The sequence below is a fragment of the Pseudarthrobacter sp. rb genome, assembly GCF_056389225.1.
The window spans coordinates 72,821-98,252 of sequence record NZ_JBWJAR010000014.1 but is presented as its reverse complement, the minus strand read 5'-3'; the positions used below and the strand labels follow the sequence as shown (position 1 = coordinate 98,252).

At 66.6% G+C, this 25,432-nt stretch carries 25 protein-coding genes and 2 pseudogenes; 14 read left to right on the top strand and 13 right to left on the bottom strand.

The genetic code is table 11. From position 1 onward, the window contains the following. Positions 1-30 precede the first annotated feature (30 nt). Positions 31-1,839, bottom strand: a complete 1,809-nt coding sequence (locus ACWRN3_RS17275; RefSeq protein ID WP_476741393.1) for a glycoside hydrolase family 13 protein — start codon at positions 1,837-1,839, stop codon at positions 31-33. A 140-nt stretch (positions 1,840-1,979) separates the two neighbouring features. On the opposite strand from ACWRN3_RS17275, the gene ACWRN3_RS17270 reads away from it, so the two are divergent. The 5 genes from ACWRN3_RS17270 (at position 1,980) to ACWRN3_RS17250 (ending at position 6,666) form a co-directional block, all read left to right on the top strand. Then, positions 1,980-3,269, top strand: coding sequence for an ABC transporter substrate-binding protein (locus ACWRN3_RS17270; protein ID WP_476741392.1), 1,290 nt, complete (start codon positions 1,980-1,982; stop codon positions 3,267-3,269). Between the two features lie 7 nt (positions 3,270-3,276). Then, entirely contained in the window at positions 3,277-4,314 is a 1,038-nt protein-coding gene (locus tag ACWRN3_RS17265) for a carbohydrate ABC transporter permease (protein ID WP_476741391.1), read from the top strand. Continuing rightward, the gene (locus ACWRN3_RS17260) at positions 4,311-5,210 is read left to right on the top strand and encodes a carbohydrate ABC transporter permease (protein WP_476741390.1); all 900 of its coding nucleotides are present in this window, start codon (positions 4,311-4,313) and stop codon (positions 5,208-5,210) included. The genes ACWRN3_RS17265 and ACWRN3_RS17260 overlap by 4 nt, the downstream gene beginning before the upstream one ends. Beyond that, on the top strand, positions 5,207-5,455 hold the full coding sequence (locus ACWRN3_RS17255) for a hypothetical protein (protein WP_307431160.1): 249 nt from the start codon (positions 5,207-5,209) through the stop codon (positions 5,453-5,455). Before ACWRN3_RS17260 ends, ACWRN3_RS17255 begins: the two co-directional genes overlap by 4 nt. A 155-nt stretch (positions 5,456-5,610) precedes the next feature. Next, positions 5,611-6,666 carry a LacI family DNA-binding transcriptional regulator gene (locus ACWRN3_RS17250; protein WP_324643989.1) on the top strand — a complete coding sequence of 352 codons (1,056 nt, stop codon included), beginning with the start codon at positions 5,611-5,613 and terminating at the stop codon, positions 6,664-6,666. A 20-nt stretch (positions 6,667-6,686) separates the two neighbouring features. Here ACWRN3_RS17250 and ACWRN3_RS17245 read toward each other — a convergent pair whose 3' ends face one another. Both ACWRN3_RS17245 and ACWRN3_RS17240 read right to left on the bottom strand, forming a co-directional pair. Further along, entirely contained in the window at positions 6,687-7,571 is an 885-nt protein-coding gene (locus ACWRN3_RS17245; RefSeq protein WP_255174285.1) for a DUF8083 family protein, read from the bottom strand. Between the two features lie 34 nt (positions 7,572-7,605). Next, positions 7,606-8,412, bottom strand: a complete 807-nt coding sequence (locus ACWRN3_RS17240) for an exodeoxyribonuclease III (RefSeq protein ID WP_324643990.1) — start codon at positions 8,410-8,412, stop codon at positions 7,606-7,608. 160 nt (positions 8,413-8,572) lie between these two features. Here ACWRN3_RS17240 and ACWRN3_RS17235 point away from each other — a divergent pair, with 160 nt between their 5' ends. The 4 genes from ACWRN3_RS17235 to ACWRN3_RS17220 all read left to right on the top strand — a co-directional run bounded on the left by ACWRN3_RS17235 (position 8,573) and on the right by ACWRN3_RS17220 (position 12,276). Continuing rightward, complete coding sequence (locus tag ACWRN3_RS17235) at positions 8,573-9,697, top strand: enoyl-CoA hydratase/isomerase family protein (protein ID WP_476741389.1); 1,125 nt, start codon at positions 8,573-8,575, stop codon at positions 9,695-9,697. Further along, entirely contained in the window at positions 9,690-10,715 is a 1,026-nt protein-coding gene (gene mmsB / locus ACWRN3_RS17230) for a 3-hydroxyisobutyrate dehydrogenase (RefSeq protein WP_476741388.1), read from the top strand. Before ACWRN3_RS17235 ends, mmsB begins: the two co-directional genes overlap by 8 nt. Then, on the top strand, positions 10,712-11,488 hold the full coding sequence (locus ACWRN3_RS17225) for an enoyl-CoA hydratase (RefSeq protein WP_476741387.1): 777 nt from the start codon (positions 10,712-10,714) through the stop codon (positions 11,486-11,488). The genes mmsB and ACWRN3_RS17225 overlap by 4 nt, the downstream gene beginning before the upstream one ends. A 119-nt stretch (positions 11,489-11,607) precedes the next feature. Then, positions 11,608-12,276 carry a DedA family protein gene (locus tag ACWRN3_RS17220; protein WP_255174290.1) on the top strand — a complete coding sequence of 223 codons (669 nt, stop codon included), beginning with the start codon at positions 11,608-11,610 and terminating at the stop codon, positions 12,274-12,276. Positions 12,277-12,293: 17 nt separating this feature from the next. On the opposite strand, the gene ACWRN3_RS17215 is transcribed toward ACWRN3_RS17220, so the two are convergent. The 5 genes and pseudogenes from ACWRN3_RS17215 to ACWRN3_RS17195 form a co-directional block, all read right to left on the bottom strand. Beyond that, on the bottom strand, positions 12,294-13,079 hold the full coding sequence (locus tag ACWRN3_RS17215; RefSeq protein ID WP_255174291.1) for a MerR family transcriptional regulator: 786 nt from the start codon (positions 13,077-13,079) through the stop codon (positions 12,294-12,296). A 68-nt stretch (positions 13,080-13,147) separates the two neighbouring features. Continuing rightward, the gene (locus ACWRN3_RS17210) at positions 13,148-13,483 is read right to left on the bottom strand and encodes a hypothetical protein (protein ID WP_476741386.1); all 336 of its coding nucleotides are present in this window, start codon (positions 13,481-13,483) and stop codon (positions 13,148-13,150) included. A gap of 121 nt (positions 13,484-13,604) precedes the next feature. Then, entirely contained in the window at positions 13,605-13,808 is a 204-nt protein-coding gene (locus tag ACWRN3_RS17205) for a cold-shock protein (RefSeq protein ID WP_013599688.1), read from the bottom strand. Between the two features lie 132 nt (positions 13,809-13,940). After that, complete coding sequence (locus tag ACWRN3_RS17200; RefSeq protein WP_255174292.1) at positions 13,941-14,567, bottom strand: response regulator; 627 nt, start codon at positions 14,565-14,567, stop codon at positions 13,941-13,943. After that, positions 14,564-15,797: pseudogene (locus tag ACWRN3_RS17195) on the bottom strand (sensor histidine kinase). Before ACWRN3_RS17195 ends, ACWRN3_RS17200 begins: the two are co-directional and overlap by 4 nt. Before the next feature lie 197 nt (positions 15,798-15,994). Here ACWRN3_RS17195 and ACWRN3_RS17190 point away from each other — a divergent pair. Then, a complete protein-coding gene (locus tag ACWRN3_RS17190) occupies positions 15,995-16,567 on the top strand; it encodes a GlcG/HbpS family heme-binding protein (RefSeq protein ID WP_476741385.1) in 573 nt (190 codons plus the stop codon). Between the two features lie 9 nt (positions 16,568-16,576). Beyond that, complete coding sequence (locus ACWRN3_RS17185) at positions 16,577-17,266, top strand: ankyrin repeat domain-containing protein (protein ID WP_476741384.1); 690 nt, start codon at positions 16,577-16,579, stop codon at positions 17,264-17,266. 126 nt (positions 17,267-17,392) lie between these two features. Here the strand turns inward: ACWRN3_RS17185 and ACWRN3_RS17180 are convergent, their stop codons facing one another. Genes ACWRN3_RS17180 through ACWRN3_RS17165 form a run of 4 tightly spaced genes read right to left on the bottom strand, consistent with a single transcriptional unit; the run spans position 17,393 to position 21,492 of the window. Beyond that, a complete protein-coding gene (locus ACWRN3_RS17180; protein WP_476741383.1) occupies positions 17,393-18,577 on the bottom strand; it encodes an acetyl-CoA acetyltransferase in 1,185 nt (394 codons plus the stop codon). Continuing rightward, the gene (locus ACWRN3_RS17175) at positions 18,574-19,245 is read right to left on the bottom strand and encodes a CoA transferase subunit B (protein WP_476741382.1); all 672 of its coding nucleotides are present in this window, start codon (positions 19,243-19,245) and stop codon (positions 18,574-18,576) included. The genes ACWRN3_RS17180 and ACWRN3_RS17175 overlap by 4 nt, the downstream gene beginning before the upstream one ends. Positions 19,246-19,282: 37 nt before the next feature. Next, on the bottom strand, positions 19,283-20,722 hold the full coding sequence (locus ACWRN3_RS17170; RefSeq protein ID WP_476741381.1) for a short-chain fatty acid transporter: 1,440 nt from the start codon (positions 20,720-20,722) through the stop codon (positions 19,283-19,285). Positions 20,723-20,775: 53 nt separating this feature from the next. Continuing rightward, a complete protein-coding gene (locus ACWRN3_RS17165; RefSeq protein ID WP_324643998.1) occupies positions 20,776-21,492 on the bottom strand; it encodes a CoA transferase subunit A in 717 nt (238 codons plus the stop codon). A 161-nt stretch (positions 21,493-21,653) separates the two neighbouring features. Between ACWRN3_RS17165 and ACWRN3_RS17160 the strand changes: the two genes are divergently transcribed. After that, a complete protein-coding gene (locus tag ACWRN3_RS17160; protein ID WP_324643999.1) occupies positions 21,654-22,451 on the top strand; it encodes an IclR family transcriptional regulator in 798 nt (265 codons plus the stop codon). 103 nt (positions 22,452-22,554) lie between these two features. Here the strand turns inward: ACWRN3_RS17160 and nadE are convergent, their stop codons facing one another. Further along, positions 22,555-23,409: an ammonia-dependent NAD(+) synthetase gene (gene nadE, locus ACWRN3_RS17155; protein ID WP_324644000.1), complete on the bottom strand. Its 855-nt coding sequence runs from the start codon at positions 23,407-23,409 to the stop codon at positions 22,555-22,557. Positions 23,410-23,484: 75 nt separating this feature from the next. On the opposite strand from nadE, the pseudogene ACWRN3_RS17150 reads away from it, so the two are divergent. Further along, a pseudogene (locus tag ACWRN3_RS17150) lies at positions 23,485-24,744 on the top strand (FAD-dependent oxidoreductase); the annotation flags it as partial. A gap of 48 nt (positions 24,745-24,792) precedes the next feature. Continuing rightward, positions 24,793-25,377, top strand: a complete 585-nt coding sequence (pyrE, locus tag ACWRN3_RS17145; RefSeq protein ID WP_200830744.1) for an orotate phosphoribosyltransferase — start codon at positions 24,793-24,795, stop codon at positions 25,375-25,377. Positions 25,378-25,432: the final 55 nt, after the last annotated feature.

The following is a 25,432-nucleotide window of genomic DNA, read 5'->3' as shown; positions in this document are numbered from 1 at the left end:
CCTCTGCATTGGCGGCCCGGCCCCTTGCTGCTACCGGCCGCCCAGAAGGTACACGGTGCTGTCCACGGGCACCTCCCGCATCCCGGCCCATTCATCGACCGGCTCGGGACCGCTTGAGAGCACCACGGTGTAGCCCTCCGGCACAGGGGCGGAGGCGAAACCCAGGTTGGACAGGACCACCACATCCCCGTTCCGGAACGCCAGCAGTCCGCTGTCCGGCGCGTGTTCATCAGTCCATTCCACACTGCCGCTGCCCAGCTGCTGTGCTGACCTGAAGGCCAGGGCTGCCCGGTACAGCTCAAGGGTTGAGCCCTCCTCGCCATCCTGCTGGTCGGCGGCCAAGGGGCCAAAGCTTTCGGGCTGGGGAAGCCAGGGCCCGGACGCCTTGGCGGAGAGTGCCCCGGAGAATCCGAACCCGGGCTGGTCCTGGGCCCACGGCAGCGGGACACGGCAGCCGTCACGCCCGATTTCAGCCCCATGCGTCCGGAAGAACGTGGGGTCCTGCCTGGCGGAGTCGGGAAGCGCAGTGTGCTCGGGAAGCCCCAGTTCCTCGCCCTGGTAGAGGTAGGCGGAACCAGGCAGTGCCAGCTCAACCAACGTGGCGGCACGGGCGCGGGCAAGGCCCAGTGCTGGGTCGGGCTGTTCGTCGGCGGGGCCGATGCCTTTCGGAAACGTCGTGGGATCCTTGAGTCCAAACCGGGTGGTGTGCCGTACGGTGTCGTGGTTGCTGAGCACCCACGTACACGGGGCCCCCACTGATGCTGCCGCTGCCAGGGATGCGTCGATGGCGTCCGCCATCCGTTCTGCATCCCACCCCGCCAGCAGGAAATCGAAGTTGAAGGCCTGCTGCATTTCGTCGGGCCGGACATAGCGGGCCAGGCGCTCGGCCGGCTCCACCCAGGCCTCGGCCACCATCATGCGGTCCCCGCCGTATCCGGCCAGGACGCGGTTCCAGTCCCGGTAGATGGCGTGGACCCCGTCCTGGTCGAAGAAGGGCGACGGCGGATACATGGGGGACACTGCCCTGTGGGGTTCCTCGGCATCGGTGTGGGCGTGCGGAGCGTCACCGGGCAGGTGGCTTTCCCGGTGGGGAGCGGAGGTTCCCTCCACCATGGCTGCAACACCATCCCAATCCGGAAGCCCTGCCTCCTTCACCAATCCGTGGGCGACGTCCACCCGGAAGCCGTCGGCGCCGCGGTCCAGCCAGAAGCGCAGCACTGAACGCATCTCCTCCTGGACTTCCGGGTTGTCCCAATTCAGGTCCGGTTGCCGGGTGTCAAAGAGGTGGAGGTACCACTGGCCCGGTGTCCCGTCGGCTTCATTCACGCGGCTCCAGGCCGGCCCGCCAAAGATGGATTTCCAGTTGTTGGGAGCCCGGTTGCCGTCGCCGGATCCTGGCACGTCGTCCTTGCCGTCCCTGAAGATATACCGGTCCCGTGCAGGACTTCCCGGGGCGGACGCCAGCGCCTCCTGGAACCATGCATGTTCATCCGAGGTGTGGTTGGGAACCAGGTCCACGATGACCTTCAGGCCGAGGCGGTGGGCTTCCTGCAACATGGCGTCAAAGTCAGCCAGCGAGCCGAAGAGGGGGTCCACCTGGCGGTAGTCCGCCACGTCGTAACCGCCGTCTGCCTGGGGCGACTTGTAGAAGGGTGACAGCCAGATTGCGTCCACCCCGAGGGCCTGAAGGTAGGGAAGCCTTCCCGTGACGCCGCCCAGGTCGCCCATCCCGTCGCCGTTGCCATCGGCGAACGAACGGGGGTAGATCTGGTAGACCACGGCGTCGGCCCACCACGCAGGGGAGGCTGGACGCGGCGCGGGAACGGACGGATCTGTCATTTGGTTCCCCCCTGATAACTTTTTGATGTAAACGCTTGCATTGCAGACAGCAACCTTACTAGTGTGATGGTCACCACATCAACCTCACCTAGCAAGCGCACTGTCGACTTACTTGTCACTCAGCGAGGAGCTTCAAGCTAATGAAAACCCCGAGATTCCTGCTTCCGGCTGCCACTGCCGGCATTCTGGCCCTTACGTTGTCCGCCTGCGGCGGCGGAGGTGGAGGGGGCACCACGGGCGGTGGGGGCAGCGACGCTGACGCCAACCTCGACGGCCGCGGCCCCATCACGTATGTACAGGGCAAGGACAACAACAACGTGGTTCGGCCGTTCATTGAAAAATGGAACGCCGCACACCCCGACGAGAAGGTCACTTTCAAAGAGCAGACAGACCAGGCCGACCAGCAGCACGATGACCTTGTCCAGCACTTCCAGGCCAAGCAGTCCGACTATGACGTGGTCAGCGTAGACGTTGTCTGGACCGCGGAATTCGCCGCCAAGGGTTGGCTGCAGCCGTTGAAGGACAAGATGGCGATCGACACTTCCAAGATGCTCAAGGCACCGGTGGAAGCAGCATCCTACAAGGGCACGCTCTACGCCGCGCCCAAGGATTCCGACGGCGGTATCCTCTTCTACCGCAAGGACCTGGTTCCCACCCCACCCAAGACCTGGGACGAGATGATGGGCATGTGCTCCATCGCCAAGCAGAACAACATCGGGTGCTACGCAGGCCAGTACAGCAAGTACGAAGGCCTCACGGTGAACGCTTCCGAGGCCATCAACTCAGCGGGCGGCTCGGTCCTGAACAAGGACGGCAAGCCCAACCTGAACACCCCCGAGGCCAAGGCCGGCTTGGAGAACCTGGCGAAGGCCTACGCTGACGGCAACATCCCCAAGGAGGCCATCACTTATAAGGAAGAGGACAGCCGCCAGGCGTTCCAGAGCGGCAAGCTCCTGTTCCTCCGCAACTGGCCCTATGTCTACAGCCTGATGAGCACTGAGGGTTCCTCTGCCGTCAAGGACAAGTTCGGCATGGCACCCCTCCCAGGTAAGGACGGCCCCGGGGCTTCCGCCCTTGGTGGCCACAATGCAGCCATCAGTGTGTATTCCAAGAACAAGGCCACTGCGCTGGACTTCATCAAGTTCATCGAAACCGAGGAAAATCAGAAGTTCTTTGCGAACCAGGCCTCCCTGGCGCCGATCCTGACGTCACTGTACGAAGACCAGGCACTCGTGGCCAAGCTGCCTTATCTGTCTGTTCTCCAGACCTCGATCCAGAACGCAGTGCCGCGTCCCGTAACGCCGTTCTACCCGGCCGTGACCAAAGCAATCCAAGATAACGCATACCCCGCTCTCAAGGGAGAAAAGTCAGTGGAAAGCGCACTTTCGGACATGCAGAAGTCCATCGAATCCGCTGGTGCAGGATCGTAGGTCTGCCATGTCGACCGAACTAAACCCGACGCCGGTCAAGTCACCGGCGTCGGGCGGTACCCCTGTCCATCACGCGCCCAAGGGCGTGGGGGAGGACAACAGGATTGCAACCCAGGGGCGCTGGGCGGCCTGGTTGCTCGCACCCACCGTCGTCGCCCTGGCCGTGGTGATCGTCTATCCCATCGTTAGCGCCATCGTTATGTCCTTCCAGAAGGACGCGGGCCTGGATCCCGCCACGGGCCTCTTCACCCAGGGCGGCTCCGCAGGCGTCCAGAACTATGTGAACTGGCTGGCGCAGCAGTGTTCGGCGCCGGGCGGCGGAACCGTCGCCTGCCCGCCGGGCACCCTGGGCGGCCAGTTCTGGTCCGCCACGGCCACCACATTCTTCTTCACTGTGGTGACGGTGGCACTGGAGACCGTCCTCGGTTTCTGGATGGCCATGATCATGGCCCGCACGTTCCGCGGACGCAGCCTGGTCCGCGCCGCCGTGCTGGTGCCCTGGGCCATCCCTACCGCTGTGACGGCCAAGCTCTGGTTCTTCATCTTCGCCTTCGAAGGCATCGCCAACAAGCTGTTCAATACCACCATCCTGTGGACAGGCAGTGAGTGGCCGGCCAAGTGGGCCGTGATCATTGCGGACGTTTGGAAGACCACACCGTTCATGGCTTTGCTGATCCTTGCCGGCCTGCAGATGATTCCGGCGGAAGTCTACGAAGCCGCAAAGGTGGACGGCACTACTGCCTGGCAGCGGTTCCGCCTGATCACCCTGCCGCTGGTCAAGCCGGCGCTCATGGTGGCCATCCTCTTCCGCACGCTGGACGCACTACGCATGTTCGACCTGCCGTACATCCTGACCGGCGGTGCGAACAACACCACCACCTTGTCCATCCTGGTGATCAACCAGATCAGGCAAGGCTTCAATGCGGCGGCCGCACTGTCCACCATCACGTTCATCATCATCTTCCTCGTCGCCTTCATCTTTGTCCGCTTCCTTGGGGCAAATGTGGTTGAACAGAGCGGCGCCTCAGGAAAGGGGAAGAAATGACCACGGCAACAGCAGACGCCACAGCCCTCCGGGCACGCCAGGACAAGGGCCGCAAGGCTGCCCAGAACCGCGAGAAATGGGCGCAGGGGCGCACGTACATCAGCGCTGCGATCATCCTGCTCTGGTGCCTGGCGCCGGCGTACTGGATGGTGGTGACCGCGTTCCGCGAGGTCGGATTCACCTACGACACGTCCATCCTGCCCACCCACGTAACCCTGGACAACTTCAAGACCGCCTTTGACACGTCCTTTGGCAACAGGTTCGGCCAGGCACTGTTGAACAGTGTGTTCATTGGTGGCGTGGTTACGGTGGTGTCGCTGCTGATCGGCGTGTTCGCCGCCTACGCCCTTGCCCGGCTGAACTTCAAGGGCAAGTTCCTGGTACTGGGCTTCATCCTGGGGGCCTCCATGTTCCCCGGCGTTGCCCTCATCACCCCGTTGTTCCAGCTGTTCACCAACATCGGCTGGATGGGTTCGTACCAGGCGCTGATTATCCCGAATATCTCCTTCGTGCTCCCGCTGACGGTCTACACCATGACTTCGTTCTTCCGGGAAATGCCCTGGGAGCTCGAGGAATCGGCCCGCGTGGACGGCTGCACCCAGGGACAGGCCTTCCGCAAGGTCATCATGCCCCTGGCTGCACCGGCGATCTTCACCACGGCAATCCTGGCATTCATTTCCTCGTGGAATGAGTTCCTGATTGCCAGCCAGCTGTCCAGCGACGCAACCCAGCCGGTAACGGTGGCAATCGCCAACTTCGCCGGTGCACAGCCCAACCAGATCCCGTACACGGCCATCATGGCCGCAGGCACCATTGTCACCATCCCGCTGGTGATCCTGGTGCTGGTCTTCCAGCGCAAGATTGTCGCCGGCCTCACGGCAGGTGCAGTCAAGTGACGGACCACGGTTCCCGCCCCCGCACGCCGGGGGCGGGAAACCGCAGCCGGTTGGTTCGCTCGGGCGAGGACTTCGACATCATCATTGGTTTCCTCGCCTTCTGGGCGCTGGTCCTCCTGGTGGTCACGGTGTGGATGGAAGTCACTGCCCAGCCCGCCCTTGGATGGGCACTGGGGCTCCTGGCAACTCTGCTGGCCCTGTATGGCATGGTGCGGCTGCGCCGGAAACTTCCAGCCCGCAGGTAGGAATGCGGACGGCGCCGGGCCGCAGCCGCAGCGGTGGTCAGAGCGGAGTCACGGGGCCGGTTATCACTGCCCGCCCGTGGAGTGGAAAAATCAGGGCCGGGGTAAACGCAGGGCCGGCCGGCCCTACGCCGCAAAGGAGTTAAAGAGGGGACACGGTGGCACGGACAACGGAAAGGTCCCAGCGGGGCGGCCATAACGGCGTCAGCATCGAGGACGTGGCGGCTGCCGCCGGAGTCTCAACCGCCACGGTCTCCCGGGCAGTCCGCGGATTGCCGCGGGTTTCGCCGGCCACCAGGAAAAAAATCCTGGAAGTGGCAGGGGACCTGGGCTATGTGGCTTCTTCTTCGGCCTCCGGCCTGGCCACCGGACGCACCAAGACCATTGGTGTCCTGGCCCCGTTCGTCAGCCGGTGGTTCTTCTCCAAGGCCATCGAGGGTGCCGACCGGGAACTGCATGCCCGCCACTACAATCTTTCGCTGTTCAACCTTGGCGGCCATGGCAGCAACCGGGAACGGCTTTTCAGCAAGACCATGGTCTACAAGCAGATCGACGCCCTGCTGGTCCTGTGTATGGCGCTCAGCCACGAAGAGATCGAGCACCTGCAGAAGATCGATATCCCGCTGATTGTGGTGGGAGGGCACGTTGAGGAATGCCCTTACATCGGCATTGACGATTATGCTGCCGCGTCCACCGCGGTCCGGCACCTGATCGACCTCGGACACCGGGACATTGCCCTGTTGCATGGCGACGACGAGACCGACTTGAATTTCGACGTCCCCCGGGTGCGCATCCTGGCGTTCAAGGACGTGATGGCGGCCGCCGGCCTGCCGACCCGGCCGGAATGGGATGAGTGGGGGGACTTCACCGTCCGCAGCGGCCAGGAAGCCTTGCGCCGGCTGTGGTCCCGGCCGGGGCAGAAGCCCACCGCCATCTTTTGCGCCTCGGATGAAATGGCCATGGGGGTCATTTTTGAGGCCAACCGCATGGGCGTCAGCGTCCCCGGCGAACTGTCCGTGGTGGGCATCGACAACCACGACTTTGCCGATGCCATAGGCCTGACCACCGTGGGGCAACGCCCGGACGAGCAGGCCGAACTGGCCACCAAGATGTTGCTGGACGAGCTGGATGGCGAGGCCGGAGCGGTCCGTTCCGCCGTCGCCCCCCACGAACTGATCATTCGGCGCACCACTGCGCCTCCCCAAAACCCCTAACAGCAGGAAGCCGGGGACCGTTACGACGCGCGGGCCAGCTGCCGGATGGGAATCCAGCGCGAGGCCAGCCGCCGGTAGGCCGCGGCGGCGCCCGTCATGTCACCCTCGGCCAGGCATTCGATGCCCAGCCTGATGTCCATGGGGGATTCGTCCGGGTACACCTTGTCTGCCACGGCGCCGTAGTCCAGCTCCACCATGGAGTTCACGTGGAACAGCTCAAGCCATTCCGTCAGCTGCGCCAGGTCATCGAGCATGTCCAGGTCCGGGGCGGCGAGGGCCAGGTTGGCCACCGCGTAGCGGGCCCGCTCCAGGGCGTCGGTGATGGGCGCCCAGACGCGGACGGTGAGGATGCGCCCCGCGGCTTCCACCACATCCTTGCGGTCGGATTCCATGAACAATGAGAACCAGCTGAACGGAATGCCCCAGGTTGACGCCCGGGTGTGGACGCGGACGGAACCGTCACGGGCCTTCACCAGGTCGATCCGCTCCTGGTGCCGGTCCCGCTGCTCCTCCGGAATCAGCAGTTCGGCCAGCGGGCCGTGGATTCCCTCCATCAGGGCGTTCGCAGCCAGACCGGCGCGCAGGACAAGCTGGCTGGGGCAATACAGGAGGACTGGCTCAGTGCCGGCGTCAGCACCGTCGTCGGCCGTTCCGCTTTCCGGCGCCGTGGTGACGCGCACCAGGTCGGTCCGGCCCGTGGGGAACGGATCGCCGCCCGTGCGGGTGATACGTCCCAGCGACGCCAGCAGTTCCGCATTTTCGACGGCGGCGCGGGACATGGCCTGCGCGCCGGCGGCCTTGATGGCCGGGCGTTGTTCCTCCGGAAAGGCTTCCAGGGGTTCGTAGACGCGCAGGGTGGAGGAAAATGGCAGGCCGGCCTGGCCCCGGTAGAGGTTCCCCGTCATCACGGTCTCCTTGGAAGGGTCCAGGGTGCAGTCATCAGTCCGCCAGTTCCACCAGCACGGGAGCGTGGTCAGAGGCGCCCTTGCCCTTGCGTTCCTCGCGGTCGATCGAGGCGCCGGTGACGCGGGCCGCCAGCGCGGGGGAGGCCAGGACGAAGTCGATCCGCATGCCCTCTTTCTTGGGGAACCGCAGCTGGGTGTAGTCCCAGTAGGTGTAGACGCCCGGGCCGGGGGTGTAGGGGCGCACCACGTCGGTGTAGCCGGCCGCCTCGAACGCGTGGAACGCCTCCCGCTCCGGAGGGCTGACGTGCGTGGACCGGTTGGCGATGAACAGGTCGATGTCCCAGACGTCGTCGTCAAAAGGCGCGATGTTCCAGTCACCCATCAAGGCCACCTGCGCCTGCGGGTTGTCCGTGACCAGGGCCTGGGCGTGCGTCTTGAGGCTTTCCAGCCACTTGAGCTTGTACGGCATGTGTTCGTCGTCCAGGGAGCGGCCGTTGGGGACGTAGAGGCTCCAGACACGGATGCCGCCGCACGTGGCAGCCATGGCCCGGGCTTCCTGGACGGGATCCTTGCCGGCCTTGCCGAACGAGGGCTGGTCCAGGAACGTCCGTTCCACGTCCTCAAGCCCCACCCGGGAGGCGATAGCCACGCCGTTCCACTGGTTCACCCCGAAGTGGGCCACCTCGTAGCCCATCCGTTCAAAGAGTTCCCACGGAAAGTTGTCGTCCTTGCACTTTGTCTCCTGGATGGCCAGGACGTCGCAGTCGCTGCGCTGGAGCCAGGCTTCAACGCGGTCGGCGCGGGCACGGAGCGAGTTCACATTCCAGGTAGCTATCTTCACGGTTCCTAACTTACCTTGGCAGCCGCGCGGCAGGTAAAGACCTCGAAGGGCCCCGCCCGCGGCGCGGGCACGGTTGGTCCCGGTCAGCAGTCGGCGGGTATATTCGCACCAGAATGACCTGGATCACACGTCCGGCCACCATGCGAAGGAGCACCAGCCGATGACGGCAGCTACGGGCAACATCACGGACAGCACGGCAGGGAACGGAACCGCGGAAGTGCTTTTTGACCGCCGAGGCCAACTCGGCGTGATCACCCTCAACAGGCCACGGGCGGTCAATGCGCTCACCGCCGGAATGGTGGACCTGCTCCTGCGGCAGCTCACCGCATGGGCAGGGAACGACGGCGTGGCCGCCGTCCTGGTGCAGGGCGCCGGGGAGCGGGGCCTGTGCGCGGGCGGAGACATCGTGGCCATCTACAAGGACATGCTGCACGGCGGAGACCGGACCGCCGGCTTCTGGCAGACCGAGTACCGCGTGAACTCGCTCATTGCCCGGTACCCAAAGCCCTATGTTGCCCTTATGGACGGCCTGGTCCTTGGCGGCGGCGTGGGTGTCTCGGCGCATGGGAATGTCCGCGTGGTCACCGAGCGGACCAGGATGGGGATGCCGGAAACAACCATCGGGTTCGCCCCCGACGTCGGCGGCACCTTCCTGCTGTCCCGCGCGCCGGGCCAAACGGGAACCCACGCGGCCCTGACCGGGGCACACCTTGACGCCGGCGATGCCTTGTTCCTGGGCCTTGCCGATCATTACGTCCCGTCACACGCGCTGCCCCGGCTGGTGGCGGCGCTGGAGGACGAAAGCCCGGAAGCCGCCGTCGCCCGCTGCGCCGAACAGCCTCCGGCCTCAGCCCTGTCCGGGCACCGGGAGTGGATCGATGCCTGCTATGCCAGCGACGATGCCGGGGAAATTGTTGCCCGGCTCCGGGCCTGGACCGGGCCTGGCCGGGAAGATGCCACGGAAGCGGCGGACACCATCGAAGCCAAGTCGCCCACCTCGGTCAAGGTCACCCTGGCGTCCTTGCGCCGGGCCGCAAACCTGACCCTTGATGAGGCCCTGGCCCAGGAATACCGGGTAGGAATCCGCCTCCTGGCCGGACCTGATTTCCGCGAGGGAATCCGCGCCCAGGTAGTGGACAAGGACAGGAACCCGCAGTGGAAACCGGCCGCGCTGGCCGAGGTGCTGCCCGCGCAGGTGGACAGGTTCTTCCAGCCGCTGGACGGCGGGGAACTGGACCTGCAGCCCGGGCCGGACCTGGACGTGAAGGAAGCGGACCATGCCTGAAACGGGCGTTGTGGCCTTTCTGGGCCTTGGACACATGGGCGGTCCCATGGCCCTGAACCTGGTCCGTGCCGGTTACCGCGTGACCGGGTTCGACGTGGTGCCCGCAGCCGTGGAGGCTGCCCGGGCACAGGGTGTTCCGGTGGCAACCAGCGCGGTGGATGCGCTGGCGGGCGCCGACGTGGTGCTGACCATGTTTCCCAGCGGCCGGCACGTCCTGGACGCCTACCGGGGCGGCGCTGGACATTCTGGACAACCGGAGGAACCAGGGCTGCTGGCTGCCGCGCGGCCCGGGACCATGTTCCTGGACTGCTCAACCATCAATGTGGAAGAGGCGCGGGAAGCCGCGCGCCTGGCCACCGAAGCGGGCCACCGTTCCGTTGACGCCCCCGTTTCCGGCGGCGTGGTGGGAGCGGAGGCAGGCACCCTGACCTTCATGTCCGGCGGTGAAGCGGAGGACTTCGAGGCAGTGCGGCCGCTCCTGGAGGTGATGGGCAAGCGGGCGGTGCACTGTGGTGCCCACGGAGCGGGACAGGCCGCCAAAATCTGCAACAACATGATCCTGGGCGTCTCGATGATCGCGGTCAGCGAGGCCTTCGTGCTGGGGGAAAAGCTGGGCCTGACCCACCAGGCCCTGTTCGACGTCGCCTCCGCCGCGTCAGGGCAGTGCTGGGCGCTGACCACCAACTGCCCCGTGCCCGGGCCGGTCCCCACCAGCCCCGCCAACAGGGACTACCAGCCGGGCTTCGCCTCGGCCCTCATGGCCAAGGACCTCAACCTGGCCGTCAACGCGCTCGACAGTACCGGGGTGGCAGGGCAGATGGGAGCGCTCGCCGCCCGGATCTACGATAGGTTTGCCGCGGAGGGCGGCGCGGGCCGCGACTTCTCCGCCATCATCACCGAAATCCGCGGCGCCTCGGAGCGGCAGGCCGGCGACGGTCCCGCAGCCGAGCACAGCGGCACGGAGTTGCCGGACCAGCGCAGGGCCACAACAGCACACGACGACGGGAGTCCCGAATGACGGAGTACGCCAACATCCTGGTGGAGCAGCAGGGCAGGGTAGGGCTGGTGACCCTCAACAGGCCCTCGGCACTGAACGCACTGAACAAGGCCACCATGGAAGAGCTGGTGGCCGCCGTCACCGCCATGGATTCCGATCCCGGGGTCGGTGCCGTCGTGGTCACCGGCTCCGGCAAGGCCTTCGCTGCGGGCGCCGACATCAAGGAAATGGCGGACCAGGGCTACATGGACATGTACGTGGCGGACTGGTTCCGGGGCTGGGAAGACTTCACCCGCCTGCGGATCCCCACCATCGCCGCGGTATCCGGCTTTGCCCTGGGCGGCGGCTGCGAACTGGCCATGATGTGCGACCTGATCATCGCGGGGGACAACGCCAAGTTCGGGCAGCCGGAAATCAACCTGGGCGTGCTCCCGGGCATGGGCGGCTCGCAGCGCCTCACGCGGGCCGTGGGCAAGGCCAAGGCCATGGACATGATCCTCACCGGCCGGTTCATCGACGCTGAGGAAGCAGAGCGGTGCGGGCTGGTCTCCCGGGTGGTTCCGGCGGCAGACGTGGTGTCCGAGGCACTCAAGGCAGCCGGGGTGATCGCCGCGAAGTCAAAGCCTGCGGCGATGGCAGCGAAGGAAGCCGTGAATGCTGCCTTCGAAACCGGGCTGGCCCAGGGGGTGGTGTTTGAACGGCGGCTCTTCCACTCCCTGTTCGCCACGGAGGACCAGAAGGAAGGCATGGCGGCGTTCACCGGGAAGCGCCAGCCGGAATTCAAGCACCGCTAGTCCGGGCCCTTGCATGCCCTGCCGGGCGGGGCCGGCACGGCATGCGTCCGCCGGTCCCCGTAAGGTAGGGAGTACGGGCCAGCACGCGGCCACGGCATGCAGCGGAACGGGGTAAGCGTATGTGGACGATGATGACCGGTGCAGCCAGTCCCACCGAGGGACTTACGGGAATCGTGGGCTTTGCCGCGAGGTCCATCGACGCCCTGGGGGAGTGGGGCGTGGGGGCGTTTACCCTCGCGGAGACTGTGGTGCCGCCTATCCCCAGCGAGGTGATCCTCCCGCTTGCGGGGTATCTTGCCAAGCAGGGCTCCCTGAATCTCTTCCTCGTCTTTGCCACGAGTACCCTTGGTGCGTATTTGGGGGCGTTGTTGCTCTACCTGCTGGGGGCCAAGTTAGGGCTGGACCGGTCCATCCGGGGGTTGTCCAAGCTGCCACTGGTGGACCGGGAAGACTTCGAGCACGCGGCGGGCTGGTTCCGGCGGCACGGCAGGTCGTCCATTTTCTTCGGCCGCCTGCTGCCCGGGGTCCGCAGCCTGATCTCCCTGCCGGCGGGCGCGGCGGCCATGCCGCTGGGAACATTCACCCTCTTCACCCTTGCCGGCAGCGGGCTGTGGAACGGTGCCCTCATTGGGCTGGGCTATCTCCTGGGCACCCAGTACCGGCTCATAGAGGAGTACTCCAGGTTCCTGAACTACGCGGTCTATGGCGCATTGGCCGTTGCGGTGGTGCTGCTCGTCCTCCGGCGGACCAAGCGGGCCAGGGCCCAACGGGTGGACGTAGGCCGCTGAGGCAGCCTCCCGGTGCCCTAGAGGTACTTCTCCGCGAAGCTGTGCAGGGCGGCCCGGACGAAGCGTGCCCCCTCCGGGCCGCCGTAGTTGGCGGCGAAACGGGGGTCTTCCACGTACATGTCCGCCAGCCCGGTGACGTATCTCCTGATATCCCCGCCGCTTTGGGCCGCAGGTGTTCCGGGGATGGACTTCAGCCATGCCACGTGCCGCCCTGCCAGCTCCCGCGCTTCCGGCCCGTCGGCAGCAAGCCTGGCTCCCGCAGCCGCCGTCCAGTCCCGGGCAAGGCCCTCTGCCATGGACTTCCACTCCCGCTTTTCCGCTGCCGCCATTCCGCGCCACCATGAGTCGGATGTGGCGTAGGCGTCCTTGCCCCAGCGCTCCTCGACTTCATCCTTGTATTCGGTGTGGTCGAAGCCCTGGAACATGTTCTCTGCCATCAGCTGGCCTCCTGCCTTTACTGTTTCGATTGTTTGCCGGACTGATTCGGCCTGCAGGGCCAGCCGCTCCTGCTCCCGGCCGAGCCAGTCGAGATGGCGGCTGAGTGCCGCCACGGGATCCGCCCGGCGCTGGAGGAGCTCCCCGATCGCCGGCAGGCCCAGGCCCAGTTCCCGCAGCAAAAGGATGCGCTGGAGCTGGAGGAGGGCGGCGCCGTCGTAATACCGGTAGCCGTTGTGGCCCACCCGGCTGGGCGTCAGGAGGCCAATCTCGTCATAGTGCCGGAGCGTGCGGCTGGTGGTGCCGGCGATCCTGGCCACGTCCTGGATGGACCAGTCCCTGCCGCCGGCGTCGGGGAAATCCTGCATGCTCCGAGCCTAGGCATTGACGCTGCGTCAAGGTCAAGGTCAAGGTCAAGGTCAAGGGCGGCTGACCGTCACCCAACCCGCCGGCCGTGGGGCCTGCGGCGCCTGGCCTGGGCCACCAAGCGCGTGAAGGCGAAAACAAAGATGGCCTCGATGAACAGCATGAGGCCCAGCAGCAGCCACTGCTGCCGGCTGATGAAGACGACGCATCCGGTCAGGGCCAGGATGGTCCCCAAGGCCAGCGCGTAGACGGCGAAGCCGACGGCGACCCGGGCGCTGCGGACCCCCGTCCGGAAACCGAAGCCGTGCGGCTCCCCGCCGGGCTGTCCGGGGACACGGTCCGGTGCTGCGGGGCCAAGGGAGTCAAACTCCTCCCAGGGATCCCTGTCCTGGTCCTGTCCGGTCATGAATCAATTATCCCAAATACGGAAACCCAGAGACGCTGCGCACAAAAACAGCGGTTCCTCCAACCTGGGTTGGAGGAACCGCTGGATGGGGTCCCGGCGTATACCGGAGGCCGCCGAAGACTTAGAGCGGGCGGATGTTCTCTGCCTGCGGGCCCTTGGGACCCTGGGTCACATCGAATTCGACCTTCTGGTTCTCGTCCAGTGAGCGGTAGCCGCTGCTGGCGATTGCCGAGTAGTGGGCGAATACGTCAGCGGACCCGTCATCGGGGGCAATGAAGCCAAAACCCTTTTCGGCGTTGAACCATTTAACTGTGCCTGTTGCCATGGCTGCATTCCTTCATGTGACTCTGATTCTCTCCCCGGGGAACGTCCCGGAGTGTGCGGGAGTTAGTCCCCCACAGACCCCAACGTACGGGGCTCAGGCTCTGGGTGCAAGGGTAGGCGCCATAAAGTGCCGTCAGCGCATGCCTTCGCGGCGGATCGCGGTGGCGATGGCGGCCGCCCTGGTGTCCACGCCGAGCTTGGCATAGATGTGCGCCAAATGGGTTTTGACCGTGGCCTCGGAGATAAAGAGTCGCCGGCCGAGTTCGCGGTTGCTGAGGCCCTCGGTGAGGAGGCCCAACAGCTCGGCCTCCCGTGGCGTCAGGACTTCGTCGGGATTGCGGAGCTGCTGGAACAACCGGGATGCCACCGGCGGGCTCATCACGCTCCTGCCCACGGCCGCACCCCTGATGGCCGCAAAAATCTCCTCCGGGGCAGCGTCCTTCAACAGGTAGCCCATGGCGCCGGCATCCACGGCGCGGACGATATCGGCATCGGAGTCGTACGTGGTGAACACCAGGATGGCCTGCCGGCCGTTGAGGTCCCTGATCCGCCTGATGGCTTCGAGCCCATCCATGCCCGGCCCCATGGCAAGGTCCATCACCACCACCGAGGGGGAGAGAGCCTGGGCCAGGTGCAGGGCATCCTCGCCGGATGCGGCTTCGGCCACCACCTCGATATCCGGCTCCGTGCTGAGCAGTGCACGCAGTCCGCTCCTGACCACCAGGTGGTCGTCCACCAGCAGGACGGTGATGCCGTTCATCTGCCTGCCTCCACCGGCAGCTGCGCCGCCACGATTGTTCCGTCGCCGGGGGCGCTCTGCACGGAGAATGTTCCGCCCAGCTGCTCCACCCGCTGCCGCATGGCCCGCAGCCCATAGCCTCCCGCGTGCGACGGCGGAGCTGCCGCCGCCGGATCGAAGCCGTCGCCGTCGTCGTAAATGTCCAAAGTCACGGCGTCCGGCAGGAAGCCCAGGGTTACCGTGGCCGCCGACGCGGCCGCGTGGAGCAGGATGTTCGACGCAGCGCTTTGCACTACGCGCAGCAGGGCGTGGCGAACGTCAGCGGAGACCGGCCGCAGCTCACCAGTCACCAGCAGCGTGGTCCCGGGAACGTACTGGCAGGCGGTGGCCAGCAGTGCCTCCGGCAATGGAACCGATTCCAAACCGGGCGAGGCCAGCTCATGGACCAGGCTCCGGGTCTCCGCCAGGTTCGCGCGGAGCAGGCTGGTGGCCTGGAGAAGGCCGTCACGGGCTGCTGCACTGGGCCATCCGCGGCCGGCGGCCTCGAGCAGGAGCAGGCTGCTGGCGAGGCCCTGGGTGACAGTGTCGTGGATTTCCCGCGACACCCGCTCCCGTTCGGCAATGGTGCCCGCCCGGCGCTCACTGGCGGCCAGCTGGCCCTGGGCCAGGGAAATGTCCGCATGCAGGCGGCGCTGCTCCTCGGCGTCGTGCTGTATCCGGTCGTAAATCAGTGTCAGCATGGCGCCCACGGCCAAGGGCCCCAAAAACATGGCCAGGTCGGTGCCGTTGCCCAGCCGGAACAGGCCGGCGGCGGTGGCGAGTGTGATGGCGCCCGCCAGGACGTAGGACGCGGCACCGCGCAGGGCGCTCCTGCAGAGGAAGAAAAGAGCGAAGGAACACCACGCGAAACTCGGCGCAGCCACGACCAGGACCGCCCAGACAGTCACCAGGGCCACCATCCACGGGGTTCCGGGGCGGTCCTGCACCGAGAAGCAGGGCCACGACGGCGTAGAGCACGCAGGCGGCAGCGGCGAGTCCCAGGACCAGGAGATTGTCGGCCGGGGTATGCCGCATGACGTACCGCACCACCGAGGCCACCAGGAGGACGGCGAAGCCCAGGTGGACGGCTGCCTCGATGCTGCCCGGCCGGCCTTTGGCGCTGGGAGGCACGGGACGGCGGGAGCACGCGGCGCCCTGACCGGCGACGGCTTGGGCTGGCCCGGTGTGCTGGGGGGTGTCTCTGGCGGGCATGCTGGATCCGGATCTGGTGGCGGGAAGTGCTGCCTTCCATGCTAGGGCTCACCGGTTGTCCGGTGCCTCAGCCTTTTGGCTGATACGGCTGGCCTTTCGTCGGAGCCGGGACCAGACGAAGGCCCGATGGCAGGGCCGGTGTTTCCCGGAAACATGGAAAGCGGCAACACGATCCCTCCCTGACCTAAGGAAATACCTTGAAGAAGTCCACCAAAGCCCTCGCCGCTGCCGCAGCCGGAGCCCTCCTGATAACTGCCGGAGCAACGGCTGCCGCCAACGCCGGTACCGCGGGCACTACGGAAGCACCCGTCGTCGTACCCGCCGTTGATGTCCAGCCGGCTCCGGAAACCGTGGTGCAGCAAAACCGCATAGCAGCCGGCGCCTCCGCCCAGGCCGTCGCTGCTGCGCTCGCAAAGTGCCAGGCCGACAAGCTGCCGTTCGTCACGGTGGCCCTCGTTGACCGCTTTGGTACGGTCCAGGCTTTGCTCCGGGGTGACAACGCCGCCGCCCACACCATCGAAGCGGCAAAGCAGAAGGCCTATACGGCAGCCGCGTTCGGTGCCCCCACCAGCGAGTTGGCCAAGCGGGTCAACGGCAACGGTCCCTCAATCGCGGACCTGCCGGGCACCCTGTTCCTCGCAGGCGGTGTCCCACTGAAGGTCAACGGTGTCTCCGTGGCCGGCATCGGCGTCGGCGGGGCCCCCGACGGCGCCCTGGACGAAGCCTGCGCGGCGGCCGGCGCGGAAGCCATCGCCGGCCCCGCGAAATAGGCAGGACGCATGAGGCCTGGCAGCACTGCAGCACTCATGACCGTGGCCGCGCTGGGGTTGCTCCTTGCCGCGTGCCAGGCCAGTCCCGGCCAGCCGCAGGGAGTGGATACCCCTCCATCCGCTGCCTCGGTCAGTCCCGGCGCCGGTGCCGGGACTCCGACGCCACCTTCCACTGCGTCCCCACCCGCGCTGTCTCCCGCGGACCAGGCACGGCTGGACCAGGACCTCATTGCAGCCGCCAAAGCCAACAACGCCCCGTTGGTGGCCGAACTCATCGGCCGGGGTGGCAATGTCAACGCCAAAGACCCGATCCAGGACTCCGCGTTCCTGTACGCCGGGGCGGAGGGGCTCAACGAGGTACTGCAGCTGACGCTGGCCGCCGGCGCAGACGTCACCAGCATCAACCGCTACGGCGGGACGGCGTTGATCCCGGCCAGCGAGCACGGACACGTGGAAACGGTGAAGGTCCTCATTGCGGCGGGAGTTCCTGTCAACCATGTCAACAACCTTGGCTGGACCGCCATGCAGGAGGCCATCCTGCTCAACAACGGCGGGCCGCGCCAGCAGGAGGTGGTGCGGCTGCTGCTGGCGGCCGGCGCAGACCCCGGAATCCGCGATCCGGAAGGCCGGACGGCGCTGCAGAACGCTGAGCGGCTCGGTTTTTCGGAGATTGCCGCTTCGATCCGGGGCCGTGGTTAGCCCGTCCGCGTGCCGAGGCGCCGAGCCTGCCCACCTTTGCCGGATAACGACGGCGGCGCCCCGCACTTTCGGTGCGACGCGCCGCCGTCGGGCTTGGAAGCCGGGGAAATTCAGCAGTCCCTCAGCTCAGACGGCCTCAAGCACGCTGACATAGTTCGCGATGCCCACGCCGCCCATGTTCTGCACAGCCGCCCGCCGTGGCGCCGGGAGCTGCATGTCGCCCGCAGTACCGGTGAGCTGCATGGCGGCGATGACGTGCTGCGAAACGCCGGTGGCACCCACCGGGTGGCCCTTGGCCTTGAGGCCGCCGGAGACGTTGATGGGAAGCTTGCCGTCCTTGAAGACCCAGCCTTCCTTCACCGCCGTGGCACCCTGGCCGGGTTCGGCCAGGCCGATGGCCTCGTACATGAGCAGCTCCGCGATGGTGAAGCAGTCATGCACCTCCGCGAAGTCCAGGTCCGCCAGGCCGACGCCGGCCATCGCCATGGCGCGCTGCCAGGAAGCGCGGGTGGCTGCGAAAGCGGTGGGGTCCCGGCGCTCGGCGGGGAAAAAGTCGTTGGCCTGGCCGAAGCCCGCGAGCCGGACCGGGGCGGTGGTGCCGCCGGTGGGGGAGACGGACAGCACGACGGCGGCCGCCCCGTCGGAGACGGGCGAACAGTCAGTGCGCCGCAGCGGGTCCGCCACCATGGGGTTCTTGTCCGAGACGGTCCGGCAGAACTCCTCCCCAAGATCCTTGCGGAGCTGGGCGTAGGGGTTGTCGACGCCGTGGCGGTGGTTCTTCGCCGCGATGCTGCCCAGCACATCGGAAACGGGTCCGTACCGCTTTTCGTAGTGCTTCGCGACCTCGGCGAAAAGACCGGTGAAGCCGGTGGTGGAGGGCTTGCCGGCCATGTCATAGTCAGCGCCGAGCAGGGCGGCACCCACCACGTCTGCACCGGCGTGGGTCATCTTCTCGGCGCCGATCACCAGGACCGTCTTCGCCGTGCCGGCCAGCAGCGACTTGGTGCCCTGCTGGAAAGCGGCCGACCCGGAGGCGCAGGCGTTTTCCACCCGTGTGGAGGGCACGTTGGCCAGTGCCGGGGAGACCTGCAGGGCCAGTGAGGACGGGAAAGCCAGCGGCATCATGCCCGAATTGAACTGGCCCACGTAGATCTCGTCGATCTGCCCGGGGTCGATTCCGGCATTGCCGATCGCTTCGGTGGCCACCTGGACGATCAGGGACTCGAGGGTCTCCTCCGTCAGCTTGCCGAACCGGCTGTGTCCCCAGCCGGTGAGCAGGACGTCCTTCCCGAACTGTTCCTTCAGGCTCATGCCGCCACTTCCTTGGTCTCAAGCCGGACGTCGAATCCGGCCTCGGTCTTCTCGCGGATCTCCTCTTCGGTGACCCCCGGTGCCAGGCGGGTCAGCGTGAGCTGCCGCCCGCCGTCGTCCGTTTTGTAAAGGTCAAAGACGGCGAGGTCGCTGATGATCCGGTCCACGCAGCTGAGCCCGGTCAGCGGCAGCGTGCACTCGCGCACAATCTTTGCGGTGCCGTCCTTGGCGTTGTGCTCGGTGAGGACCACCACGCGCGGCGTTCCGGCCACCAGGTCCATGGCGCCGCCCATGCCCTTGACCATCTTGCCCGGGATGGTCCAGTTGGCCAGGTCGCCATTGCCGGAGACCTGCATGGCGCCCAGGATGGCCACCTTGACGTGGCCGCCGCGGATCATGCCGAAGGAGGTGGCGGAGTCGAAGATGCTGCCGCCGGGCAGGACCGTCACGGTCTGTTTGCCGGCGTTGATCAGGTCCGCGTCCTCTTCGCCCTCAAAGGGGAACGGGCCCATGCCCAGCAGGCCGTTTTCGCTCTGCAGGACCACCCGCACGCCCTCGGGCAGGTTGTTGGCCACCAGCGTGGGGATGCCGATCCCCAGGTTCACGTAGTCGCCGTCGTTCAGTTCCTCGGCCGCGATGGCAGCCATTTCATCCCTGGTCCATCCCATGGGGTTTCTCCTTGGTCTTCTAGCTGTTCCCGTTGACTTAGTTGGGTATTACCGGCGGCACGAACTCGAACGTCATGCCCAGCAGCCACGCGAGCAGCAGCACCACCGGCAGGTGGAACAGGAACTGCTGGAACGTGAAGCCCACCAGGTCCCGGGCCCGCAGGCCCAGCACCGCCAGCAGCGGGAGCATGAAGAACGGGTTGACGAGGTTGGGCAGGGCCTCGGCCATGTTGTAGATCTGCACGGTCCAGCCAAGGTTCATGTTCACGTCCGTGGCGGACTGCATGACGTAGGGCGCCTCCACCAGCCACTTTCCGCCGCCGGACGGGACGAACATGCCCAGGATGGCCGTGTAGATGGCGATGATGACGGCGAACGCCCCGTTGCCGCCGATGCTGGTGAAAAAGTGTGCCAGGTGCTCGGACACCGACAGGCCACCGGCCCCCGGGGCCTTGGTCAGGATGGCGGCCATCGCTGCATACAGCGGAAACTGCACCAGGATTCCTGCCGTGGCGGGTACGGCCTTGGTGACCGACTGCAGGAATTTGCGCGGGGTGCCGTGCAGCACCAGCCCCAGCATCAGGAAGACCAGAAGGTATCCGTTGAGCGAACTGACCACGCTGAGGATGGGCAGGGTCAGCAGCTGGGACACCAGCCAGCCCAGGGTCAGCACGCCGGCCAGGATGGGCAGGATCCGGCTGTATTCCAGCCATTCGCCGGGCCGGGACTTTTCGGCCGGCGGTTCAGGCTGGTCATCGAGGTCGACGCCGAGATCGGCCGCCGTCTTCACACCGGCTCCCGTCGGGGCCGAGAAGTGCGCGATGACCGTGGTCAGGAGCATCAGGATGGCCAGGGTCAGCAGGGACTGCCAGGTGAAGATGGTGGTCCCGAAATCCAGGACGCCGGTGATCTTCAGCAGCGCCGGCGGTATGGAGGCCTTGGTCGCCTGGAGCTGGGCGGCGGAGGAGGACATGCCCAGGGCCCACACAGCACCCAGCCCCATGAAGGCCGCGGCGCCGAGGGCCCGGTAATCGACGTGGAGGTCCTTGCGCCGGGCCACGGCCCGCGCCAGGAGGCCGCCGAAGATCAGGCTCAGGCCCCAGTTCACGAACGAGACGGACATGGACAGGACGGCCACGAAGCTGACGGCGGAGCGGGCGGAGCCGGGAACCTGAGCCAGCCGGTCAATCAGCCTGGCCACGGGCGGTGAGGTCGCCACGACGTAGCCGGTCAGTACCACCATGGCCATCTGCAGCGTGAAGGCCGTGAGGTCCCAGAACCCGTTGCCGAACGAATCGACCACCGCCTTGGGGGAGGCGCCGATGGCCAGGGCCGCGATGGCTACCAGCAGCACGCCCGCCAGGGCAAAGATGTAGGCGTCCGGAAACCACTTCTGCGTCCACCCGGCCAGCGTTTCAGCCATCCGGGCCAAACCCTTCTGGCGGACGTCCTGGTGGGTGAGCTGCGTGCTGGTCATGAGGGTGTTTCTCTCCGTTGAGTGCTGTGATTCAGGGGCAGGCGTGGGTTCGGTCAGGCCGGGACAAGGCCGGTGCGCTGCCGGACGGTGCGCTGCTCGATGTCCTTGACCCGGTCCGTGGCCTGCACCAGCCGCTGGACAAAGACGCCGGGGGTGGCGATGTGGTTGGGGTCCAGGTCGCCCGGCTCAACGATGACCTCCGCCTCGGCAACGGTCAGGATCCCGGCCGTGGCCACCACCGGGTTGAAGTTGCGGGCCGTGTAGCGGTAGGCGAGGTTGCCGTCCGTGTCGGCGGTGTGGGCGTGGACCAGTGCGACGTCGGCGCGGATGGCCCGCTCCTGGACGTACGTTTCGCCGTCGAACACTTCGTGCGGCTTGCCTTCGGCAACCAGGGTGCCCACCCCGGTCTTGGTATAGAAGGCCGGGATTCCGGCGCCGCCGGCGCGGAGGCGCTCAGCCAGGGTGCCCTGCGGGGTGAACTCCACCTCCAGCTTGCCGGCGAGGTACTGCTCGGCGAACAGCTTGTTTTCGCCGACGTAGGAGGCGATCACCTTGCGGACCTGGCCCGCCTCGATGAGGATGCCCAGTCCTTTGCCGTCCACGCCCATGTTGTTGGAGACCACGGTGAGGTCCCGCACGCCGGAATCCCGGACGGCTTCGATAAGGTCGGCCGGGATGCCGCTCAAGCCAAACCCGCCGACGGCGAGGGTGATGCCGTCCTGCAGGGACCCTTCCAGGGCCGTGGCGGCAGAAGCCTGGAGTTTCTTCATGACGTCTCCTCGTTGAGCGCGGTAGTCCACTTAGTGGACGGTTGGGATCTGAGTTTGGAGACTACGGGGGCCTCGAAGAACGTGTCAAGAATCACTGGCGAGTGCCTTACAGTATGGACAGTAGGCTCAAAAGCATCCATATTGTGGACAAAGGGGAAGTGATGGCATCGACGCCGGTGCAGGGCGCCCAGGTGGTGGCACGGATCGCCGAACTGCTGCGGCTGGTGGGCCGCGGCGCGGAGGGGATGCCCCTCGCGGCCCTGGTCCGGGAGTCGGGCCTCACCCGCCCAACGGCCCACCGGCTCCTGACATCGCTCGCCGCGGAGGGCTTGCTGGACCACGATCCCGTTACGGGCAACTGGGTCCTGGGTCCCGAAATCCTCCTGATGGGATCGGTGGCCTCGGCACGGTTTCCCATGGAGGACATCGCGCGGCCCAGCCTGCGCCGGCTGGCCCAGGCCACGGGGGAGAGTGCCTTCTTCTCCATCCGGCGAGGCAGTGAGACGGTTTGCCTCCTGCGTGAGGAGGGCAGCTTCCCTGTCCGGTCCTTTGTCCTGCACGAGGGCGTCCGCTTCCCGCTGGGCGTCGCGTCAGCCGGGACGGCCATCCTGGCCTTCCTGCCAACGAATGAGCAGGAGGAGTTGCTGGGCCGGTGGCCGGAGCATGCGGGCGCCTTCGCGGCGAACCACACTGTTGACCTGGTCCGGAAGAACCTGTCCCGCACCAGGCTGGCCGGCTACTCGGTGAACCCGGGGCTGGTCCTGGAGGGAAGCTGGGGGATGGGCGCTGCGGTGTTCGACCGTTCAGGGCGGCCCGCCTGGGCGTTGTCGCTGACCGGCATCGAACCGCGGTTCAAGGCCGAACGGCAGGAGGAACTGGGCGGCCTGCTGATGGCGGAGGCCCATCGGATTACGCAGCAGCTGGGCGGCGGCCCCGACGGCGGGCGCCGGACCCGCTGAGCCTCCACTGCTGTCCCCGGATACGACGACGGCGCGCCGCGCTGTCAGGTGCGGCGCGCCGTCGTGCGTTTCCGGAGAGGGGTGATTCGGCGCAGGTGGGTTTCTATAGTCCAGCGCGGGGCTGTTCGGGACCTTCGCCCTTCCACCACGTGTCAAAGATGGTCACCGGCACGGTGCGCTTGTGGCGGGTCCGGAGATACTTCTGTTCAATCGACTCGGCAACGGCGTCCGGAACGTTGCGGCCTTCGAGGTAGTCGTCGATCTGGTCGTAGCTGATACCCAGCTCGTCCTCGTCCGTGCGCCCCGGCCGGTCATCGAGGAGGTCGGCGGTGGGCACCTTTTCCCACACCCGCGCCGGTGCCCCAAGCTCAGCCAGCAAGGCCCGGTTCTGCCGCTTGTTGAGGCCGAACAGGGGAAGGATGTCAGCCCCGCCGTCGCCGTACTTGGTGAAGAAGCCCGTGACGGACTCCGCGCCGTGGTCGGTGCCGAGCACCAGGTAGTTGAACTCGCCGGCCAGTGCATACTGGGCGATCATCCGGGTGCGGGCCTTGGTGTTTCCCTTGTGGAAGTCGGAGATCTCCGAACCTACGGTCTTCTCGAACTCGTCCTCGAAGCCGTCCACCGCTGCCGAGATGTTGAACGTCCATTCCGTCTTGGCCTTGATGAAGTCCAGTGCTGCCTGGGCGTCTTCCTCATCGTGCTGCACGCCGTAGGGCAGGCGGACTGCAACGAAGTTGGCCTCTACGCCCTCGGCCTCAAGCTCATCAACCGCCAGCTGGGCAAGCTTTCCGGCGAGCGAGGAATCAAGTCCGCCGGAGATGCCCAGGACAAAACCTTTGGTGTGGGTGGCCTTCAAGTATTCCTTGAGGAATGTGACGCGTTTGCGCACCTCCCCTGCGGGATCGATCCGGGGCTGAACGCCCATTTCTTCAATGATCTTGGCCTGGAGTTCGCGCATGTTGTCCAGCCTAGCCAGCGCTGTCAACAACCCTCAACTGTTCCGGGCGGGCCCTGCGCGGCGTAGCTTTAGTGCATGGAGCGGACGGGATGCGCCGTGGTGGGCGGGGGGCCGGCAGGGATGATGCTGGGTCTTCTGCTGGCACGGGCCGGAGTGCAGGTGGCGGTCCTGGAGAAGCACCGTGATTTCCTGCGGGATTTCCGTGGCGACACCGTGCATGCGTCCACTATCCGGCTGATTGACGAACTCGGCCTGGGCGCCGGATTCCGGGCCCTGCCGCAAAGCCGGCTGAGCAACGTCGCCGTCCCGGTCCCCGGAACCGGGCTTGTCACGCTGGCGGCTTTTGACTCCTTGAAACCCCCGTACAACTACGTGGCCATGATGCCCCAGTGGGACTTCCTGGATTTCCTCGCCGCGGCCGCCGCCGCGGAACCGACGTTCACCCTGCTCATGGAAACGGAGGCCACCGGCCTGGAGTTCGACGGCGGACGCGTCACCGGAGTGCGCTACCGGTCCACCGCCGGCGGCGCGGAGGGCCAGGAACAGGTGCTGCACGCCGACGTCGTGGTGGCCGCGGACGGCAGGCATTCAGTACTGCGCCAGGCGGCAGGGATGCGGGCAAAGGAGTATCCGGTGCCTTTTGACACCTGGTGGTTCAAGATCCCGCGCCACTCCTCGGAGCGCGGCGAGGTTGCCGGAGTGGTGCCTTCGCTGGGCGATCGGGATGCCATGATTGCGCTCAACCGCACCGACTATTACCAGATGGGCTACCTCGCCCCCAAGGGCTCAGATGCCAGGATCCGGGAGGGCGGCGTGGAACGGTTCCGCCAACGGGTGGCAGCACTCCGGCCTGACCTCGCCGACCGCGTTGATTCCATCCACAGCCTGGCGGACCTGCACTGGCTGGACGTCAGGCTGAACCGGCTGCGGCGCTGGTACGTGGACGGTTTCCTCTGCATTGGAGACGCCGCGCACGCGATGTCCCCCGCGGGCGGGGTGGGCATCAACCTGGCCATCCAGGACGCAGTGGCAGCCGCGGAACGCCTGGCGCCTGATTTGCGCCAAGGGCGCGTACGGACCAGGACCCTTGCTTCGATCCAGCGCCGCCGCCGCATGCCCACGGTGCTGGTCCAGACCGTGCAGCGGATCATGCACCGGGCGGTGTTCGTTCCACTCTTCGCGGGCACATTGTCCGGCGACGTGCTGGCCCGCGTGGGGGACCGGACACCGTTCTCCATCCAGCGCCTGCTTTTCTTCATCCTGCGCCACAACCCCGTGGTCAAGCGTGTCCTGCCCCGGGTCATTGCGATCGGGCCACGCCCCGAGCACGCGCCCGGCTTCGCCCGCCCGCTCACCGTCCCGCCACCCACTAAACTTGGGGCCATGACTTCGCCCACTGACACTGCGGTAGACACCGCGGCTGCCCGCGCCCGACTGCTCGAACTGATCAAGGAACTTGCCGTGGTCCGCGGCAAGGTGATCCTCTCCAGCGGAGCCGAGGCCGATTACTACATCGACCTGCGCCGCATCACCCTGCACCATGAGGCGTCCAAGCTGGTGGGCCAGGTAATGCTGGCACTGGCGGACGACGCCGGCATCGACTTCGAGTGCGCAGGCGGGCTCACCATGGGTGCCGACCCCGTTGGCACTGCGGTGATGCACGCTGCCGCTGACGCCGGCCGGACGGTTGACGCGTTCGTGGTCCGGAAGGCCCAGAAGTCCTACGGCATGGGCCGCCAGGTGGAAGGCCCGTCCGTTGAGGGCCGCAAGGTGCTGGTCCTGGAAGACACGTCCACCACGGGCGGCTCTGCGCTGACCGCAGTGGAAGGCGTCCGGAAGGCGGGCGGCAACGTCGTGGCAGTAGCGGTGATCGTGGACCGCGATACCGGCGCCAAGGAAAAGATCGAAGCCGAGACCGGTGTTCCCTACCTGTTCGCCTTCGGCAAGGACGAGCTGGGGCTGGACTAGTCCTGGACGGGGCCGGCCCCGGCGGCCGGCCCCGGGACGCATGGGGACCAGTGTT